Below are 18,680 nucleotides of genomic sequence, written 5' to 3'. Positions count from 1 at the left end.
TTAAAATTGATCTGTCATACAACCTTCAGAAGCTGGAGAAACGGTTTTTATATATTTATATAGATACCCTCTTTTCACTTTTAATACAGGTGGGGTCCAAACTTTCTTTCTTCTTTTTATTTCCTCTTCTTCTACTTCAAGAGTTATAGTATTATTTTCTGCATCTATTTTAATGAAATCTCCATTTTTAATCAAAGCTATTGGTCCTCCAGATTGTGCTTCTGGAGTAATATGTCCAACTACAAATCCATGTGATCCGCCAGAAAATCTTCCATCCGTAATAAGAGCTACATTTTTTCCTAATCCAGAACCCATAATATAAGACGTTGGTTTAAGCATTTCAGGCATTCCTGGACCTCCTATTGGACCTACATATCTAATGACCACAACATCTCCATGATAAATTTGATGATTTAAAATAGCTTGATTCGCCTCTTCTTCTGAATCAAAAACATTCGCTTTTCCCCTAAAAATTATTCCTTCCTTACCAGTAATTTTTGCTATGGCTCCTTCTGGAGAAAGATTTCCATATAAAATTCGTATATGTCCATCTTTCTTGATGGGGTTGTTTAAGGGATAAATAATTTTTTGATTAAAAGTTATATTCGGGACATTTTTCATATTTTCAGATAGAGTTTTCCCCGTTACTGTTATACAATCTCCAGATAAAATTCCTTCATTTAATAAGTATTTTATAATAACGGGCATTCCTCCAATATACATATGGATATCCTCCATTAAAAAAACTCCACTTGGTTTTAGATTTCCAAGGAGAGGGACTTGATTACTAATTTTTTGAAAGTCCTTTAAAGTAAAATTTATATTTGCGGATTTCGCAATAGCTAAAAAGTGTAAAACTAAATTAGTAGATCCACCTAAACACATAGCTAGTTTCACTCCATTTTCTATAGAAGTTTTTGTGACAATATCTTTAGGCTTTATGTTTTTTTCTAGAAGTTTTTTAATAAAAATCGAAACTTCTTCACACTCTATTTTTTTATTTTCACTTGTGGATGGAGATGAAGAAGAATAAGGTAACGTCATTCCCATAGCTTCCAAAGCGGAAGCCATGGTGTTAGCTGTGTACATGCCTCCGCAAGCTCCAGGTCCTGGACAGGAGTGTTTTACAATATTTTTATATTCTTTTTCGGATATTTTACAAGTATTTTTTTTACCTAAAGCCTCGAAAGAAGAAACAATGTCTAATTTTTTTCCATTATAATAACCTGAAGAGATGCTCCCTCCATAGACGATAATAGAAGGTCTATTTAATCTGAGTAAAGCAATCATAACTCCTGGCATATTTTTATCACATCCAGGTATAGCGATGACTCCATCATAATGATGTGAATCTACCACTGTTTCTATACTATCTGCTATTAATTCTCTGGAAGGAAGCGAATACCTCATTCCATAAGTCCCCATAGTAATTCCATCACTCACTCCTATAGTAGTAAATTGAAATCCTATTAAATTTTCATCATTTATGATCGAAGATTTTATTTTTTTTCCTAGTTGATTCAAATGCATATTGCAAGGATTTCCTTCATACCAGTTACTGACTATTCCTATTTGAGCTTTACAAAAGTCCGTTTCTCTCAACCCAGTGGCATAAAGCATAGCGTGTGAAGCTGGTAAATTAGGTTCTTCCGTAATTTTTCTGCTAAAATTATTAATTCTTTTTTTCATGAGATGTTTTATAAATCAAAAAGCCCTACTGAATCAATTATCAAGTAGGGATTTAAAAAAAATACTTTTCCTTTAAGAAAATTTACTTATGCATATCAAAAATTATATAATATGCAAAAATATGAAAAAAATAGATTATATAAAAGTGTTTTTTGTGTATTTCATTTTATAATATTATTAATTTTCCTATTTATTAATGAAAATATTATAAAGTTTATAATTGAGAATTCGTTTGTGTAAAGTATTTTATTTTTTAATAAAAAAAAACATATTTTTTTTAAAAATATTACAATATTGATATCAAAAAATAGATTCAATATTTAACAAAATAAATATATCCCGATAAATATTATAATAATTTATGAAATAACGCCTGATCCTATTAACTCCTCATCTAAATACCATACCGCGAATTGTCCTTCGGTAATAGCACATTGTAGGATTTCAAATTCTATAAACATTCCGTTTTTGATTTTATATAACAAGGCTTTTTGCAAAGGTTGTCTGTAACGAATTCTACAAAGAACCTCTATTTTTTCTCCATTTAATAGAGCTAGATCCTCTCGAATCCAATGAATGTCTTTTTCATGAATAAATAAGGATTTTTTATATAAACCTGGATGGTTTTTTCCCATACCTGTATAAACGATATTTTCTTTGATATCTGTTTCAATAACAAAAAGAGCTTTCTTATGTCCTCCTACAGAAATACCTTTTCGTTGTCCTTTTGTAAAAAATTGAGCTCCATGATGATATCCAATAACTTTTCCATCTGATTTCTGATATTTTTTTCTCTTGGATAAAAAAAACAATTCTTCTTCCTTTGATAAAAAGGATTTTTTTTTTGGATGATACATTAAAGCGTTTGAATCAATCATAACGATTTCTCCTTTTTTTGGAAAGATCTTTTTTTGAAGAAATTTGGATAATTGAATCTTTCCCACAAAACACAATCCTTGAGAATCTTTTTTATATGCATTACATAATCCATTTTTTTCCGCTATTTTTCGAACTTGATTTTTAGTTAATGAACCTAATGGAAATAGAGATTTTTCCAATTGATATTGTGTTAACTGACATAAAAAATAGGATTGATCTTTATTAGAATCTTTTCCAACAAGAAGACGATATATGATTTTATTATTTTTTATAATTTGTTTTTTATTAACGTAATGACCTGTAGCAATAAAATCTGCTCCTAAATCAATAGCTTTTTTCAAAAAAACATTGAATTTGATTTCTCGATTACACAAGATGTCTGGATTAGGAGTTTTTCCAGATCTATATCCGTCAAACATGTAATTAATAATAGATTCCTCGTATTCTTTTTTCATTTCTATTACTTGAAAAGGAATATTTAAATCTTTAGCTACTAACAACGCATCAATACTATCTTCTTTCCAACTACATTGATGAGTTTCATTAAAATCATCCCAGTTATGCATAAATAATCCGATAACTTCATAACCTTGTTTTTTAAGAAGTAATGCGGCAACACTAGAATCAACTCCTCCTGAAAGTCCTACTACTACTCTTTGTTTTTGCATCATAATAAAAAGATGATAAAAAAAGGATGATATAGGAATTGCAAAAAAACATAATTTAAGAAAACATTTCTCGAACGCGATCAAAAAAAGATTTTTCTGAATTTCCAGGATGAGGGAGAAAATTTTCATTTTTTCTCATTTTTTCAAAGAATTTTCTCTGTTCTTCATTGATTTTTTTTGGAGTCCAAACATTAACATGAATAAAAAGACTTCCATATCCATATCCTTCAATATTAGGTAAGCCCTTATTTTTTAATCTAAGAGTTTTTCCTGATTGTGTTCCTGGATCTATTTTAATACGGGCTTTTCCATTAATGGTAGGAACTTCTTTTGAAGCTCCTAATATTGCGTCTGGAAATGAAATATATAAATCATAATGAAGATTACAACCTTCTCTTTTTAATTTCGGATGAGGAATTTCTTCAATTAATACAATCAAATCTCCCGGAATTCCGTTAAATGGAGCTTCATTTCCCTTTCCAGAAACTTTAAGTTGAACAGCTTCTGTTAGCCCTGCAGGTATTTGTATATTGACTAATTCTTCTTCTTTAATCAATCCATGTTTATTAGCACCAGAAGGGATATTATCTATACTTTTTCCAGTTCCAGAGCATATGGAACATTGAGAAGTTGTTTGCATTCTCCCTAAAATGGTATTAGCTATACGGGTTATTTGCCCCGTTCCATTGCAAGAAGTACAATTTTTAAATTGAACTCCACTAGCTACTTTCAATCTTTTAACTTTTACCTTTTTTTCTATTCCATTAGCTATTTCCTCTAAGGTCAGTTTGACTCTTATTCTCAGATCGCTCCCTTTAATAGTTCTATTTCGTGTTGATTTTCCAAATCCAAAACTAGAAAATCCTTCTCCAAATGCATCCGCAAAAATATCTCCAAAATTTGCAAAAATATCTTCCATATTCATTCCTGATCCAGAACTACTTCCTTTAACACCGGCATGTCCAAATTTGTCATAACGTTGTCTTTTTTCCGGATTGCTTAATACTTCATAAGCTTCAGCAGCCTCTTTGAATTTTTCTTCTGCTTTCTTTTTATTATCCGGATTTTTATCTGGATGATATTTAATTGCTAATTTTCGATAAGCTTTTTTAATTTCTTCTGAAGAAGCATTTCTAGAAACACCTAATACTTCGTAATAATCTTTTTTCACCATGAAGATAAAAGTTAATTATTTTCCAGTAATAACTTTGGCATGTCGTATGACTCTTTCCTGTAGAATATATCCAGCTTCTATAATTTCTATAATCTTTCCTTTTAACTCTTCTGTCGTAGTTGGGATCTGTGTAATGGCTTCATGGAAATCAGTATTAAAATCATCTCCTTTTTTGATTTTTATTTTCTTCAATCCTTTTTCTTTTAAAATCTTTATGAGTTTTTCCTGTATTAAAGATACTCCTTGAATGAGAATTTCGTCTTTTGATTTTTTCAGTTCTTTAAGTCCTCTTTCAAAATCATCTAAAATAGGGATTAAATCTATAATAATTTGCTGATGAGCAGACCTAAAAAGATCAAATCTTTCTTTCTGAATACGTTTTTTATAATTTTCAAATTCTGCAAAAATACGTAAAAATTTATCTTTTTCTTTTTTCAATTTTTCTTTAAAAATTTCCACTTTTTTTAATGGATCTTCTGTTTTTTCTTGACAAGAGTTTTCCATCTCAGATAAATCTATAGATTTATTTTCATCCTGAGAATCAGTATTTTTTTGATTGATATTCATAAACTAAAAAATATTTATAAAGCAATTCTATGCTCTAGAAGCAAAAGATTTGCCATGTTTTATAATTGTGTCATAATGACACAATGTCAAATCTTAGATAAAGAATTAAATTTGAAAGTTTTTCGAATCTTATTTAATCTTTCATAAGCTATATGTCTTGCTTTTTTAGCTCCTAAATGAAAAATACGATCTAATAAAGATTGATCCTTTACAAGAGAAGAAAATTTTTTTCTTTCAGATGAAAATCTTTTTAGAATACACTCATACAATTCTTTTTTAGCCTCTAAATATCCATATCCTCCTTTTATATATCTTTTTTCCATTTCTTCTACTCTATCAAGTGGAGCTAACAATCTGTACAAAGCCATTATACAATCTTTATCCGGATTTTTTTTTTCTTTTAAAGATTTATTATCCGTATGAATGCTCATAATTTGTTTTTTCAGAATTTCATCTGAAGAAAAAATATTAATCCAATTTTTTTGGGATTTACTCATTTTTTTTCCATCTGTACCAGGAACTAATCCAGTTTTTATTGACATGAAAGCTTTAGGCAAAACAAATAGTTGTTGACCTATTTTTTTATTGAAACGACTGGCTATGTTGCGTGCGATCTCTATATGTTGTAACTGATCTTTTCCTACTGGAATGACTTCTGCATTGTAAAGCAATATATCAGCAGCCATTAACATAGGATATGTAAACAAACCTACATTAATTTTACCTTTTCGATTTATTTCTTTTTTGAAAGAATGAGCTAACGTAAGTCTTTGATAAGGGAAAAAGCAATTAAAATACCAAGCTAATTCAGTCACTTCGGAAACATCCGATTGTCTATAAAATATGCTTTTTTCTGTATTTAAACCAAAAGCTAACCATGCTGCCGCTATTTGATAAGTATTATGACGAATCGTCTCTATATCTTTCATTTGTATCAGTGAATGTAAATCTGCAATAAATATGAACGAGGAGTATTTGGAATTATTAGCCATATTTATAGATGGGATTATCACTCCCAAAATATTTCCTAAATGAGGAGTTCCTGTACTTTGAATTCCTGTTAACATTGTTTTCATAATTTTTTTATGTCGAATAAAAAAAACTTTAATTAGTTTCACTTAAAGCTTCTAATCCACTAATAATTTCAAGTATTTCCTTAGTAATGGAAGTTTGTCTTTCTTTATTATAATTCAACATAAGATTCTTTTTAATGTCAGAGGCGCTTTCTGTAGCTTTATGCATAGACATCATACGTGCAGTATGTTCTGAAGTAGATGATTCTAATAAACTTTTAAATAGTTTTGCGCTAAGAAATTTAGGAATAATATAATCCAAAATTTCTTCTTTAGATGGTTCTAAAATAGAATAATTAGATGATTTTTTTGATGATTCATTTTCATGAAAAATAATTGGAAGAAATTGTTCTATAATTATTTCTTGAAATAGTGAAGTTTTTAATTTGTTGTAAATTAGATATATTGAATTAAATTTTTTGGATAAAAAATCTTTAATTAATTTTTTTATCAAAATGATTACATCTTTATATTCATAAGTAAAATTATTTGGTATTTTTTTCTTATTTTCATACATATTATATTTTCTCGATAAAAAGTCAAATCCTTTTTTTCCGATAGAAAAAAAAATACAATCATTTTTCAAATAACTGTTTTCTTGAATATATCTATGAATTTTATCAAAAATTAAGGAATTAAATGCTCCACATAATCCACGATTAGAAGTGATGACTATAAACAATTTATTTTTTCCTGAAGAAAAAAAATATTTGTTATCCTGAATATTTTCTAATTTCTCATGGAATGAGAACATAAAATGTTGAAATAATTGCTCTATAGATTCGGAATATTTTTTTATATGTAAAAGCAATTCTTTGGATTTTCGCAATTTTACAATAGAAATCATTTTCATAGCTTCCGTGGTTTTTATAACGGAATCTATAGATAAAATTCTTTTTTTTATCTCTTTTGGATTAGACATAAAAAGTATTCTTAAGAATAATATTTTTCACTTATTTCCATGGCTACTCTTTCCAGTATTTCAGCTAATTCTTTGTTGAAAATTCCTTTTTTCAAATCTTTTAATAATTCTTGATGATTTTCATTTAAATAAAAAAGATATTCCTTTTCAAAAGAGGAAATTTTTTCAATAGGTACTTTTTTTAAAAGATTTTTAGTTCCAGCATAAATAATAGCAATTTGATCGGCTATATTATATGGAGAATGAGGAGGTTGTTTTAATATTTCTATGTTTCTTCTTCCCTTATCTATGATCTTCATAGTTGCAGGATCTAATTCAGAACCAAATTTAGAAAAAGATTCCAATTCTCGAAATTGAGCTTGGTCTAATTTCAAAGTGCCAGATATTTTTCTCATAGATTGAATTTGAGCAGAACCTCCGACCCGGGAAACAGAAATACTTTCATTAATTGCAGGACGTATTCCAGAATGGAATATATCTTTTTCTAAAAAAATTTGTCCATCTGTTATAGAAATGACATTGGTAGGAATATAAGAAGAAACATCTCCAGATTGTGTTTCAATAATAGGAAGTGCGGTTAAAGAACCTCCACCTTTTATATATTCTCTGATAGATTTTGGAATATCGTTCATCTCTTGAGCGATTTTTGTATCTGTTATTATTTTAGCTGCACGTTCTAATAATCTGGAATGCAAATAAAAAACATCTCCTGGATATGCTTCCCTACCAGGAGGACGTCGTAATAACAAAGATACTTCTCTATAAGAAACAGCTTGTTTGGATAAATCATCATAAATCACCAAAGAAGAACGACCTGTATCACGAAAGTATTCTCCAATAGCTGTACCAGAAAACGGAGCAAAAACTTGTATAGCTGCTGGATCAGCAGCATTTGCTGCGACTACAACTGTATAGGGCATGGCTCCTTTTTCCTCTAGAGTTTTCGTAATTCTGGCTATTGTAGATCCTTTTTGACTTATAGCTACATAAATACAATAAACTGGTTTATCTATATCATACCATTCTTTCTGATTGAGGATAGTATCAATGGCTATAGTGGTCTTTCCTGTTTGCCTATCTCCAATGATTAATTCTCTTTGTCCTCTTCCTATAGGAATCATAGCATCTATAAATTTAATTCCTGTTTGAAGAGGCTCTTTTACAGGTTCTCTATAAATAACACCTGGGGCTTTTCTTTCCAATGGCATATCAAATAATTTACCTCCTATAGGACCTTTTCCATCAATCGGATTTCCTAATGCATCTACTACGCGACCAAGCATTCCCTCTCCAACTGGTATAGAAAGAACCTTACCTGTACGCTTTACAATATCTCCTTCTTTAACATCTTTTGATGAATTTACTAATACTATGCTTACATGATCTTCTTCCAAATTCAATACAATTCCTTTGATTCCGGCATGAAATTCCACTATTTCTCCAGAAAATACAGAATTCAATCCAACAGATCTAGCCACCCCATCTCCTACTTGAACAATAACTCCGGATTCAGATAATTTTGATTCATATTGAAAATCAGATAGTTCTTTTTTAAGAATCGATGATATTTCAGAATATTTTAAATCGGACATGAAAATAAATGCTTTAAACTGAATTTTTCAATAATTTTTTTCGAATACTAAATAACTGTCCCTTCACACTAAAATCCCATTCTTTGTATCCTATACGCAGCAAAAAACCTCCAAGAATGGATTCATCTATTTTATTAATAATCTGATATTTTTTGTGATTTATTTCTGATTCTAAAGAAATGATTTTATTCATAATAATCTTTTGAAGATCCATCTTTAAAGGAAAAGCAGAAATTAGGATGCATTTCAACAATCCTCTTTTTTCCTGATAAATTTTTTGATATTCCAAAAAAATATTTTTGGAAAGATGTTCTCTTTTTCGTATTGTTAAAATTTTTATAAAATGAAAAATAAAAGGATCGAAAGAATAGAAAATTTTTTCTAAAATTTGTATCTTTCTTACAGAACTTAACAAAGAGGTACAAAAAACATTATTCAACTCAATACTTTTAGATAATAGGAAGGATATTTTTTTTATTTTATGATAAGTATAATCCCTTTTATCGTTATTCATCGAATGCTCAAAAAGAACTTCAGCATAATGTCTGGTCACTTTTTTTTTCAAAAACATTTTTACAACTTTACAACTTGTTTACTAATTCTTTGATAAATTTTTCTTGTTTATTCGTTTTTTGATTTGGATCCAACTCTTTCTTTAATATTTTTTCGGCAATTATTATGGAAATATCACCTATTTGATCTTTTAATTCCTGTATAGCCATTTTTCTCTCTAATCGTAGAATTTTTTTTGTCTCTTCTATAAGCTTTTTTTTCTCCAAAACACCTTCTTCTATAGCTTTATGTTTGATTTTTTCTCTAATTTGAATTGCCTCTTCCAAAATTCTATCTTTTTTTATGCGAGTTTCTTTCAAAATTTGATTTTTTTTATTTTCTACCATTTTCAATTCTTTTTGAACGAGATCAGCATTTTCTATAGAAATTCTAATTTTTTCTTCTCTTTGATCAATAAATTTCATAATTGGTTTCCACGCATATTTGGAAAGAAAAGAAATCAATATCAAAAATATTATTGTCTGCCAAACAATTAAACCAACAGAAGGAGTAACCAGATCCATTACTAAAATTTATTTAAACACAGCTAATAAAGCGGTTACTATTCCAAACAAAGCCGCACCTTCAATAAGAGCTGCAGCAACAATCATGGCGTTTTGTATTTTTCCTGAAGCTTCAGGCTGTCTAGCAATAGCATCCATTGCAGAACTCCCAATTTTACCAATTCCTAAACCCGCTCCTATTACCGCAATTCCAGCACCTAAAGCTGCCAAACCTGAATAAGTTAAATCTATATCCATAATTATAATATTATTTTAATACGTTTTATGTTCATAATCCTTTACGGACATTCCTATAAGTAAAGCAGATAAATTTGTAAAAATAAAGGCTTGCAAAAAAGCCACCATAATTTCCAACAATAAAATAAAAAAACCGAAAATAATGGAAAAACTAGCAATAAAAAAATTTTTAAAAATAAAAATAAGACAAATAAAACTTAAAATAATTATGTGTCCAGCAGTGATATTAGCAAATAAACGAATACATAAAGTTAATGGGCGAATGAAAATACCTATAAATTCTATAGGTGCTAACAAAAATTTTATTCCTATGGGAACATTTGGCATCCAAAAAATATGTTTCCAATAATTTTTATTGGCCTTAATATTGATTATGATAAAAGTAATTACTGCTAAAACCAATGTAACACTTATATTTCCTGTAACATTTGGGAATCCTGGTAAAAGACCTATTAAATTATTAACCAATATGAAAAAAAACACAGTCAATAAAAAAGGAAAATATGTTTTATATTTTTCTTTTCCAATATTTGGAATAACTATTTCATTGCGAATAAACAAGATTAAAAATTCTAAAAAGATACCGAAATTCCATTTCGTTTGATGATTTTTATAGCTATATCTCATTCGCCTAAAGATGTAGCATAATATCAAAAATGATATTCCAATAGACACTACATTTTTTGTAATAGAAAAATCCCAAGGTCTATCATTTGTCGGATTCCCTCTGGCATCTATATATAAATTTCCAACAGAATTGGTTTTATATATTTTTTCTTGAAACATTTTATAATTTCCATATTTTCCTTTTACCACTTTTCCATGAGAAAACTGAGAGGATAAAAAAAATTCCCATCCATTACCATGATTCCACAAAAATACGGGCAAAGAAAATATGATTCCCCTTTCATGATTTCCTATAATATGCCACTCGTGAGAATCACTTACATGTTCAATAATAGTATTAGCTACATCTATATTTTTTTTATTTTCATTTTCATTAGCAAAAAGATTTGTAACAAAAAGAAAAATCAAAAAGCAATATAATCCTAATTTTTTTAAAGCTAAAGTCATTCAAAAAAAGTAGGAAACAAATTTAGATTTTTTTCCATAAAAAATGGAAATATTCTCTAAAAGAATTTCCAACACTTATATTTCCATTTTTTGAATTTTTGAATTGAAAGAGTACATTTGTATATAAATTTGTGCAAAATACAATAATGGCAATGAAGGAAGAAACAAAATTAATTCAAAACATTTTATCAGATCCTCTAACAGGGGCCATTTCTACTCCAATATATCAGACTTCTACTTATGTTCAAGAATCTCCTGGAGTTCACAAAGGTTTTGATTATACAAGAACCAATAATCCTACAAGAAAAATATTGGAAAAATTAATTACAGATTTAGAAAAAGGCTATGCGAGTTTGGCTTTTTCTTCTGGATTGGCATCTGTGGATGCTGTTTTAAAGTTATTAGAGTTTGGAGATGAAATAGTTGCTGTGGATGATATTTATGGGGGAACTTTTCGTTTATTAAATTTGTATAAGAAATTAGGAATTCACACCCATTTTGTGGATACAACTTATGCAGAAAATGTTATTTCTATCCTGACTCCTAAAACTAAGATGGTTTGGTTAGAGTCTCCTACGAATCCTACTTTAAAAATATCTGATATTAAATATATTAGTGAAAATTCTAAAAAAGTAAACCCAAATATTTTAATTGTTGTAGACAATACTTTCGCTACTCCAGCTCTTCAAAATCCTCTCAGTTTAGGAGCAGATATCGTTATTCACAGTGCTACAAAATATCTAGCAGGACATTCAGATGTATTAGCTGGACTAATTACCGTGAAAAATGCAGATTTATATGAACAATTAAAATACATTCAGAATGCTACTGGAGGTATTTTATCTCCTATTGATTGTTGGTTAACTATAAGAGGGTGCCAAACTTTGTATCTACGTATCAAGAAACAATCTGACAATGCATTTAAGATAGCTTCTTTTTTATCACAAGATAAAAATACCTGTATTGATAAGGTTTATTATCCTGGATTATCCAAACATAAAAATCATATAATAGCAGTAAAACAACAACTATATTTCGGAGGAATAGTATCCTTTAGTCTTAAAGATGATACTATAGAAGCGGCAAAAAAAGTTGTAATCTCTACTAAATTATTTAAACTAGCAGAAAGTTTAGGAGGAACAAAAAGTTTAATTTGTCATCCGGCAACTATGACACATAAATCTACTCCTTTAGAGGTGAGAAGAAACGCAGGAATTCAAGATTCTCTTATACGTTTATCTTTTGGAATAGAGAATGGAGAAGATCTTATGGAAGATATAGATCAAGCTTTAAAATATTAAACAAATTTGTCATCATGTAATGAAATCCCTATGCGAGATAGTTCTTTGCGAATTAGATCTGAAATAGTCCAATTCCTTTTTTTTCTTGCTTCTGTCCGAATTTTTATTAATATCTCAGTGAGAATTTTTAATTTTTGAGATGTTTTTTCAAAGGGATTTTTTTCTATCTTTTGAAGACCAAGTATATCAAAAAAAAAATGTTTCATATATTTTTTTAATAAATATGAATCCGCTATATATATATGATTCAAAATGTTGGCAACTTTGAATAGATGAGAGATTAATAAAGGGGTGTTAAAATCATCATTAATAGCTTCATAACAATTTTTGATCCATTGATTAACATCAAATTTTGATATATTTTTTTCATCACTTATAGAAATAAATTCCAATTTTTCTATTGCATTCATTAAACGATGATATCCTTTCTCTGCATCTATAAGTCCTTTTTGAGAAAAGTTTAAAAGGCTACGATAATGAGATTGTAATATAAAGAATCGAATGACTATTGGATGATATTTAGATATTAAATCTTTTATGGATAAGTAATTTTCTGTGGATTTACTCATTTTTTTGCCATTTAAAGTGAGCATGTTCGTATGCATCCAATAATGTGCAAGGTGATTCTTATTATAAACTCCTATTGCTTGTGCTAACTCACATTCATGATGGGGAAATTTAAGATCTATACCTCCACCATGAATATCAAAAACTTCTCCTAAATATTTTGTACTCATAGTGGTACATTCTATATGCCAACCTGGAACTCCTTTTCCCCATGGAGAGTTCCAGTTCATAATATGACTGTATTTAGCTCTTTTCCAAAGAGAAAAGTCTTGAAAATGACGTTTTTCACCTAAAAAATTAGATTCATTATTAATAAGTTGATCAATTTTATTATGACTCAATATCCCATAAGAATATAATTGGCTATATTTTTTTACGTCAAAATAAACAGATCCATTATTCTCATAAGCTAGATTTTTTTGAATTAATTTTTGAATCATATCAATTTGTTCGATTATATGACCAGTAGCTGTTGGTTCAATACTTGGAGGTAAAGTATTGAAAATGTTTAATATATAATGAAAAGACAAAGTGTATTTTTGAACAATTTCCATAGGTTCAAGCCCTTCAAAAATAGATCTTTGATGAATTTTATCTTCTCCATCATCACTATCATTTTCTAAATGTCCTACATCGGTAATATTTCTGATATAACGTACTTTATAACCTAAATGTTTAAAATAACGAAAAACTAAATCGAATAATATAAAAGTACGACAGTTTCCTAAATGAAGATGATTATAAACCGTGGGACCACAAACATAAATTCCTATATATTCCTTATGAATAGGTTGAAATAATTCTTTTTTTCCGGTGAAAGAATTATATATTTGTATATGATCTCGTATATAACGAGTATAATTTTCTATATTCATAAATTAGGATATTCCAATATAATGAAAAAATTCTCTTCGAATTTCCGAATCTTTTTTAAATGCTCCTACCAATTCAGTAGTAATGGTTCTGGTGTCTATATCTCGAATTCCACGAGAATTTACACATAAATGTTTTGCGTCTATAACACAAGCCACATCTTTTGTGTTTAGTATCTTTTGTAAAGATTTCACAATTTGCATAGTTAGACGTTCTTGAACTTGTGGTCTTTTTGCGTAAAAATTTACGATTCTATTAATTTTAGAAAGCCCCACAACTTTTCCATGAGAAATGTAGCCAACATGTGCTTTTCCAACAATAGGTAGAAAATGATGTTCACAAGTAGAATAAACTATTATGTTTTTTTCTATCAACATCTGATTATATTTATATTTATTTTCAAATGTGGATAAATGAGGATGATTTTTTGGATTTAAACCGCTAAATATTTCTTTTATAAACATTTTTGCCACACGTTTAGGTGTACTGCGTAAACTATCATCATTCATATCCAAACCTAAAATTTCCATAATGTGAAAAAAATGTTTTTCTATTTTATCAATTTTTTTTTCATCACTTATAAGAAATGCATCATCACGTAGTGGGGTTCCATGATTTTCTAAAAAATAAGAATTAGTATCCTTATTATCTTTTTCTAAAATTTTTTTATCTCCCATCATAATTTAACTTAATCCATGAAAAACAAAGGTACGAAAAGGTTTTTGTATTGATATGTTTATCTTTTTATTTCACATTTTTATCTAAATTTTAGCAAACGATTTTTCCATTTCTTAAAATATCAGGAATTTCACAGATAGGAATAGGCCTAATTTTATGTTCGTTTTTTTTGTGTAAATATTGATATGTTTTCAAAACATCATATTCTCTTCCTTTAAATGTATCATGAAAATTTTTTTTCTTTTTTTCTACTTTTTCTGTAATTTTCATCGCCCATTCTAATTCTTCATAAGTAGCTTCTAACTGATCTTCATCTGACCTTTGATCTTCCCATAATCCATCTGTAGGTTCAGCTTTTTGTATTCCATCAATAATATTTAATTCTTTAGCAAGTAAACGAATTTCACTTTTAGTTAAATCTGCGATAGGATGTATATCTACACCTCCATCCCCATATTTTGTAAAAAATCCAACTCCAAAATCTTCTACTTTATTTCCAGTTCCTACCACTAGATAATTCTCTATATTGGCGTAATAATATAGAGTTAACATACGGATACGAGACTTTGCATTGGCTAATGCTAAAGGTCTATTTTTTTTTTCTGTAATATTATCATCCATAGTGTGAATAAAAGAAGTGAATAAAGAAGATAGGTCTTTTTTTATATGATGAACATTTAAAAATCTAGATTTTAAAAAAATTACATGTTGTTCAGATAGCAGATTTGGATTTTTTTCTAAAATAGGCATTTCTAATGTTAAAGTGGGAGACTTAGTCATAGCTACTAACATGGAGGTAACAGCAGAATCTATTCCTCCGGATATTCCAATAACAAAACCATTTGATTGAGTTTTTTTTATGTATGTTTTTAACCACTGCACAATATGATGAACTATTTTTTTTGCATTATTTATCATTTTAAATAGATTTTAGATATTTTGATTGTGAAAAAAAATAATAAATAAAAATGACTTTGATCCTAAATTTGGAAACTTCCACAAAAAATTGCTCAGTTAGCATAGCCAAAAACGGCATATGCTTAATTTCTATAGAAGAACATACGGATAAACATCTTCATTCGGAAAAATTACATACATTTATACAATATGCTATAAAAATTTCCAAAATTAATATAAATGATTTACAATCCATTTGTGTAAGCAAAGGTCCAGGCTCCTACACTTCCTTAAGAATAGGAGTATCCGCTGCTAAAGGTCTATGTTATGCTTTAGGCATTCCATTATTATCGTTAGATTCATTAACTATTTTGAGTCAAAAAATAGATGTCCAAGATGGATTTTTAATTCCCATGATACATGCAAAATCCGATTTTTTTTATACTACTTTATTTAATAGACATAGAAAAAGATTATGTCCTATTTCGATAAAAAAATTTTGTGGTGATTTTTTTCAATCTATAACAGAGGATAAAAAAGCATATTTATTTGGAAATATAAATTTGACAAAAGAAGATAAGTTATTTGCGAATAATTTTCGTTTTATTTCTCCTATTTATCCATCTGCAATGGATATGTCTTCTCTTTCATACATGAAGTTTTGTCATAAAGAATTCAATAACATTGAACAATTTATTCCTTGTTATTTATAATAAAGAGTTTTTTGAATAGAATTATTAGAATAGGAACAAGAGATAGTCCATTAGCTATTTCTCAAGCAATAGAAGTTCAGAAAATCCTTCATAGACTAGGTTATTGTTCTCATTTGTTTTTTATAAAATCTGAAGGAGATTTAATTCAAAATATTCCTATTGATAAATTTAAAAAAGTAGGTGTTTTCACTAGAAAATTAACTAATGTTCTTATTTCTGGAAAAATTGATATGGCTGTGCATTCTTTAAAAGATGTTCCTACTAATCTATCAGAACAAATAACTCTTTCTGCTTATTTGAAGCGTGGAAGTTTTTCCGATTTATTAGTATATAAAGGATCCAGTAATTTTTTATTTAATCCTAAAATAAAAGCTATTATAGCTACTGGAAGTCTTAGAAGAGTTGCTTTTTGGAAAAATCGTTATCCACATCACACTATTGTTGATTTAAGAGGTAATATAAATACTAGATTAAAAAAATTATATGATAATTCTTGGAAAGGAGCTATTTTTGCTAAGGTAGGATTGGAACGTTTGGGAATATTAAATGATTTAGAAGGTTTTAATTTTAAAGTTTTAGATTGGATGATCCCTTCTCCTGGACAAGGAATTATTGTTGTTTCTACACGTAAAGATAATGAATGGATTCAGAATTTAACTAAAAAATTAGATGATAGGAATACTAGATTATCAGCAAGTATAGAACGTCAATTTTTGAAAACTTTAGGAGGTGGATGTATCACACCCATTGGGGCCCATGCAATTATTAAAAATAAAATTATTTATTTTACTGGAATATTATTCAGTTTAGATGGCATGCAAAAAATCATAAAAACAAAAATAGGAACTAATTATAATATTATCGGATATCAGTGTGCAAAGGAAATATTAGAGAAAGGAGGAAAGGAGATATTGGAGAATATGAGAAAAAAAAATATTTCGAAATAAGTGATGATCCAAATTATATTCCGAAATATATTACCATTTATAACTCCAATAACATTTTTCTATATAATTATTTCTTTAGGGTGGAAAACATCTATCAATCCTGTTTTAAATATAGGCACCCTCATGGGAATAGTATTTATACTTAGTATTTTTCATTTTTGTTTTTTGTTCGAAAGGAGCCTTTACAAGGGATATAAATCCATGATTTTATTATCTTTTTTTATTTTAATGACTTCTTTTATTTTTTCTGTTGGACAATTAGTTTTTTCCAAAACTGATAAAACAACAGATATACAAATAACCTTGTTAATTTGTTTGACTCTATACATATTAATTCGTATTACCTATTTGATGCGAATAATATATGTAAAAATACATAATCCTGCTTTTATTTTTATTACTAGTTTTGTGTTTCTATCTTTTTTAGGATCAGTATTACTTATGCTTCCGACTTCTACAGTTAAAAAAATATCATTTATAGATGCATTGTTTACTTCTACTAGTGCCGTTTGTGTGACCGGTCTAGTCGTATTAGATACCGCAAAAGATTTTACATATTTTGGAAAAGTGATTATTCTAACGTTAGTAGAACTGGGAGGTTTAGGAATTTTAACTATCACTTCTTTTTTTAGTTATTTTTTTAGGGATGGTTTTTCTTTTCGAGAAGGAATATACATTAGCAATTTTTTGAATACAAAAACTACTAATAATGTTCTTAGTTTAGCTGTAAAAGTTGTTATGTTTACTTTAATAGTAGAAGCAATAGGAACTTTGTTAATTTATTTTTCTATTAATAGAAATTTCATAGAGACTGATAGTCGTTTGTTTTTTTCTATTTTCCATTCTATATCCGCTTTTTGCAATAGCGGATTTTCTACTCTTAGTAAAGGTCTTTATTCTGAATCTGTCAGATTTAATTATCTATTACAATTTATTATTGCCTGTTTATTAATATTGGGGGGAATAGGTTTTAATATTTTATTTAACTTTTTTACATATATATGGATAACATTTAAAAAATATTTTTATAGAGTTTTTAAAGAGGAATATTTTAGATATCCTGCTCATATTGTTACTTTGAATACAAAAATTGTTGTATTCACAACCTTTATTTTACTTTTTTTTGGAACCATTTTTTATTATTTCAGTGAATTGCATTTCTCTCTTATAGAACATCCTTCTTTTACTGGAAAATGGGTAGCTTCATTTTTTTCTTCTGCAACATCTAGAACGGCAGGATTTCAGGTATTGAACCTAAATAAATGGACTCCTATTACTATATTATTTACTATTTTTTTGATGTGGATTGGGGCATCTCCCGCTTCTACAGGTGGAGGGATTAAGACAAGTACTTTTGCATTAGCATTAATGAATGTTATTTCTTTATCTATAGGAAAGAATCGATTAGAAATTCAGAGAAAAGAAATCTCTTCAGAAACTGTTAGACGTTCTTTTGCTATAATCATATTATCTTTAATTGTAATATATATAAGTATTTTGATTATTCTTTTTTTAGATCCAAAAAAAGATATTTTGTCCATTTCTTTTGAAGTTTTTTCCGCTTTTTCAACAGTAGGATTATCTTTAGGAATTACTTCTAATTTATCTAATGGAAGTAAGTTAGTGTTAATCATTTTAATGTTGCTAGGAAGAATTGGAGTTTTTAATATTATGGTAGGATTATTAAAAAATAGAATCAATAGTCATTATTATTATCGATTTACTCAAGGAAATATTCTCATAAATTAATAAT

The 18,680-nt window shown here is 28.2% G+C and carries 18 protein-coding genes; 4 read left to right on the top strand and 14 right to left on the bottom strand.

Annotated features, from left to right (window positions below):
• From ilvD to atpB, 11 genes are all read right to left on the bottom strand, one after another.
• On the bottom strand, positions 1 to 1,689 hold the full coding sequence (ilvD, locus tag H0H60_RS00420; protein WP_185862765.1) for a dihydroxy-acid dehydratase: 1,689 nt from the start codon (positions 1,687 to 1,689) through the stop codon (positions 1 to 3).
• Positions 1,690 to 2,048: 359 nt separating this feature from the next.
• Entirely contained in the window at positions 2,049 to 3,236 is a 1,188-nt protein-coding gene (mnmA, locus tag H0H60_RS00415; RefSeq protein WP_185862960.1) for a tRNA 2-thiouridine(34) synthase MnmA, read from the bottom strand.
• Positions 3,237 to 3,291: 55 nt separating this feature from the next.
• On the bottom strand, positions 3,292 to 4,410 hold the full coding sequence (dnaJ, locus tag H0H60_RS00410) for a molecular chaperone DnaJ (RefSeq protein ID WP_185862764.1): 1,119 nt from the start codon (positions 4,408 to 4,410) through the stop codon (positions 3,292 to 3,294).
• 15 nt (positions 4,411 to 4,425) lie between these two features.
• Complete coding sequence (locus tag H0H60_RS00405; RefSeq protein ID WP_185862763.1) at positions 4,426 to 4,977, bottom strand: nucleotide exchange factor GrpE; 552 nt, start codon at positions 4,975 to 4,977, stop codon at positions 4,426 to 4,428.
• An 86-nt stretch (positions 4,978 to 5,063) separates the two neighbouring features.
• Entirely contained in the window at positions 5,064 to 6,053 is a 990-nt protein-coding gene (trpS, locus tag H0H60_RS00400) for a tryptophan--tRNA ligase (RefSeq protein WP_185862762.1), read from the bottom strand.
• Between the two features lie 28 nt (positions 6,054 to 6,081).
• Positions 6,082 to 6,972: an ATP synthase F1 subunit gamma gene (atpG, locus tag H0H60_RS00395; protein WP_185862761.1), complete on the bottom strand. Its 891-nt coding sequence runs from the start codon at positions 6,970 to 6,972 to the stop codon at positions 6,082 to 6,084.
• Positions 6,973 to 6,983: 11 nt separating this feature from the next.
• The gene (gene atpA, locus H0H60_RS00390) at positions 6,984 to 8,564 is read right to left on the bottom strand and encodes a F0F1 ATP synthase subunit alpha (RefSeq protein ID WP_185862760.1); all 1,581 of its coding nucleotides are present in this window, start codon (positions 8,562 to 8,564) and stop codon (positions 6,984 to 6,986) included.
• Between the two features lie 13 nt (positions 8,565 to 8,577).
• Positions 8,578 to 9,135, bottom strand: coding sequence for an ATP synthase F1 subunit delta (atpH, locus tag H0H60_RS00385; protein WP_185862759.1), 558 nt, complete (start codon positions 9,133 to 9,135; stop codon positions 8,578 to 8,580).
• A gap of 10 nt (positions 9,136 to 9,145) precedes the next feature.
• Positions 9,146 to 9,640, bottom strand: coding sequence for a F0F1 ATP synthase subunit B (gene atpF / locus H0H60_RS00380; RefSeq protein WP_185862758.1), 495 nt, complete (start codon positions 9,638 to 9,640; stop codon positions 9,146 to 9,148).
• 9 nt (positions 9,641 to 9,649) lie between these two features.
• Positions 9,650 to 9,877 carry an ATP synthase F0 subunit C gene (gene atpE, locus H0H60_RS00375; RefSeq protein ID WP_185849863.1) on the bottom strand — a complete coding sequence of 76 codons (228 nt, stop codon included), beginning with the start codon at positions 9,875 to 9,877 and terminating at the stop codon, positions 9,650 to 9,652.
• A 15-nt stretch (positions 9,878 to 9,892) separates the two neighbouring features.
• Complete coding sequence (atpB, locus tag H0H60_RS00370) at positions 9,893 to 10,951, bottom strand: F0F1 ATP synthase subunit A (RefSeq protein WP_185862757.1); 1,059 nt, start codon at positions 10,949 to 10,951, stop codon at positions 9,893 to 9,895.
• A gap of 152 nt (positions 10,952 to 11,103) precedes the next feature.
• Between atpB and H0H60_RS00365 the strand changes: the two genes are divergently transcribed.
• Positions 11,104 to 12,252 (top strand): trans-sulfuration enzyme family protein, encoded by a 1,149-nt coding sequence (locus H0H60_RS00365; protein WP_185862959.1) that lies wholly within the window; start codon positions 11,104 to 11,106, stop codon positions 12,250 to 12,252.
• On the opposite strand, the gene cysS is transcribed toward H0H60_RS00365, so the two are convergent.
• The 3 genes from cysS to nadE all read right to left on the bottom strand — a co-directional run bounded on the left by cysS (position 12,249) and on the right by nadE (position 15,288).
• Complete coding sequence (cysS, locus tag H0H60_RS00360) at positions 12,249 to 13,694, bottom strand: cysteine--tRNA ligase (protein ID WP_185862756.1); 1,446 nt, start codon at positions 13,692 to 13,694, stop codon at positions 12,249 to 12,251. The two genes, H0H60_RS00365 and cysS, sit on opposite strands and share 4 nt — an antisense overlap.
• A gap of 3 nt (positions 13,695 to 13,697) precedes the next feature.
• Positions 13,698 to 14,372: a GTP cyclohydrolase I FolE gene (gene folE, locus H0H60_RS00355; RefSeq protein WP_185862755.1), complete on the bottom strand. Its 675-nt coding sequence runs from the start codon at positions 14,370 to 14,372 to the stop codon at positions 13,698 to 13,700.
• 88 nt (positions 14,373 to 14,460) lie between these two features.
• The gene (gene nadE / locus H0H60_RS00350; RefSeq protein ID WP_185862754.1) at positions 14,461 to 15,288 is read right to left on the bottom strand and encodes an NAD(+) synthase; all 828 of its coding nucleotides are present in this window, start codon (positions 15,286 to 15,288) and stop codon (positions 14,461 to 14,463) included.
• A 50-nt stretch (positions 15,289 to 15,338) separates the two neighbouring features.
• Between nadE and tsaB the strand changes: the two genes are divergently transcribed.
• The 3 genes from tsaB (at position 15,339) to H0H60_RS00335 (ending at position 18,676) form a co-directional block, all read left to right on the top strand.
• Positions 15,339 to 15,980, top strand: coding sequence for a tRNA (adenosine(37)-N6)-threonylcarbamoyltransferase complex dimerization subunit type 1 TsaB (gene tsaB / locus H0H60_RS00345; RefSeq protein WP_185862753.1), 642 nt, complete (start codon positions 15,339 to 15,341; stop codon positions 15,978 to 15,980).
• Positions 15,981 to 15,991: 11 nt separating this feature from the next.
• On the top strand, positions 15,992 to 16,927 hold the full coding sequence (hemC, locus tag H0H60_RS00340) for a hydroxymethylbilane synthase (RefSeq protein WP_185862752.1): 936 nt from the start codon (positions 15,992 to 15,994) through the stop codon (positions 16,925 to 16,927).
• A gap of 201 nt (positions 16,928 to 17,128) precedes the next feature.
• Positions 17,129 to 18,676, top strand: coding sequence for a TrkH family potassium uptake protein (locus tag H0H60_RS00335; RefSeq protein ID WP_238784908.1), 1,548 nt, complete (start codon positions 17,129 to 17,131; stop codon positions 18,674 to 18,676).
• The last annotated feature ends 4 nt before the right edge of the window (positions 18,677 to 18,680 follow it).

Source organism: Blattabacterium cuenoti, from assembly GCF_014251735.1.
Taxonomy (GTDB): domain Bacteria; phylum Bacteroidota; class Bacteroidia; order Flavobacteriales; family Blattabacteriaceae; genus Blattabacterium; species Blattabacterium cuenoti_C.
This window is presented reverse-complemented; position numbering and strand designations above follow the sequence as displayed.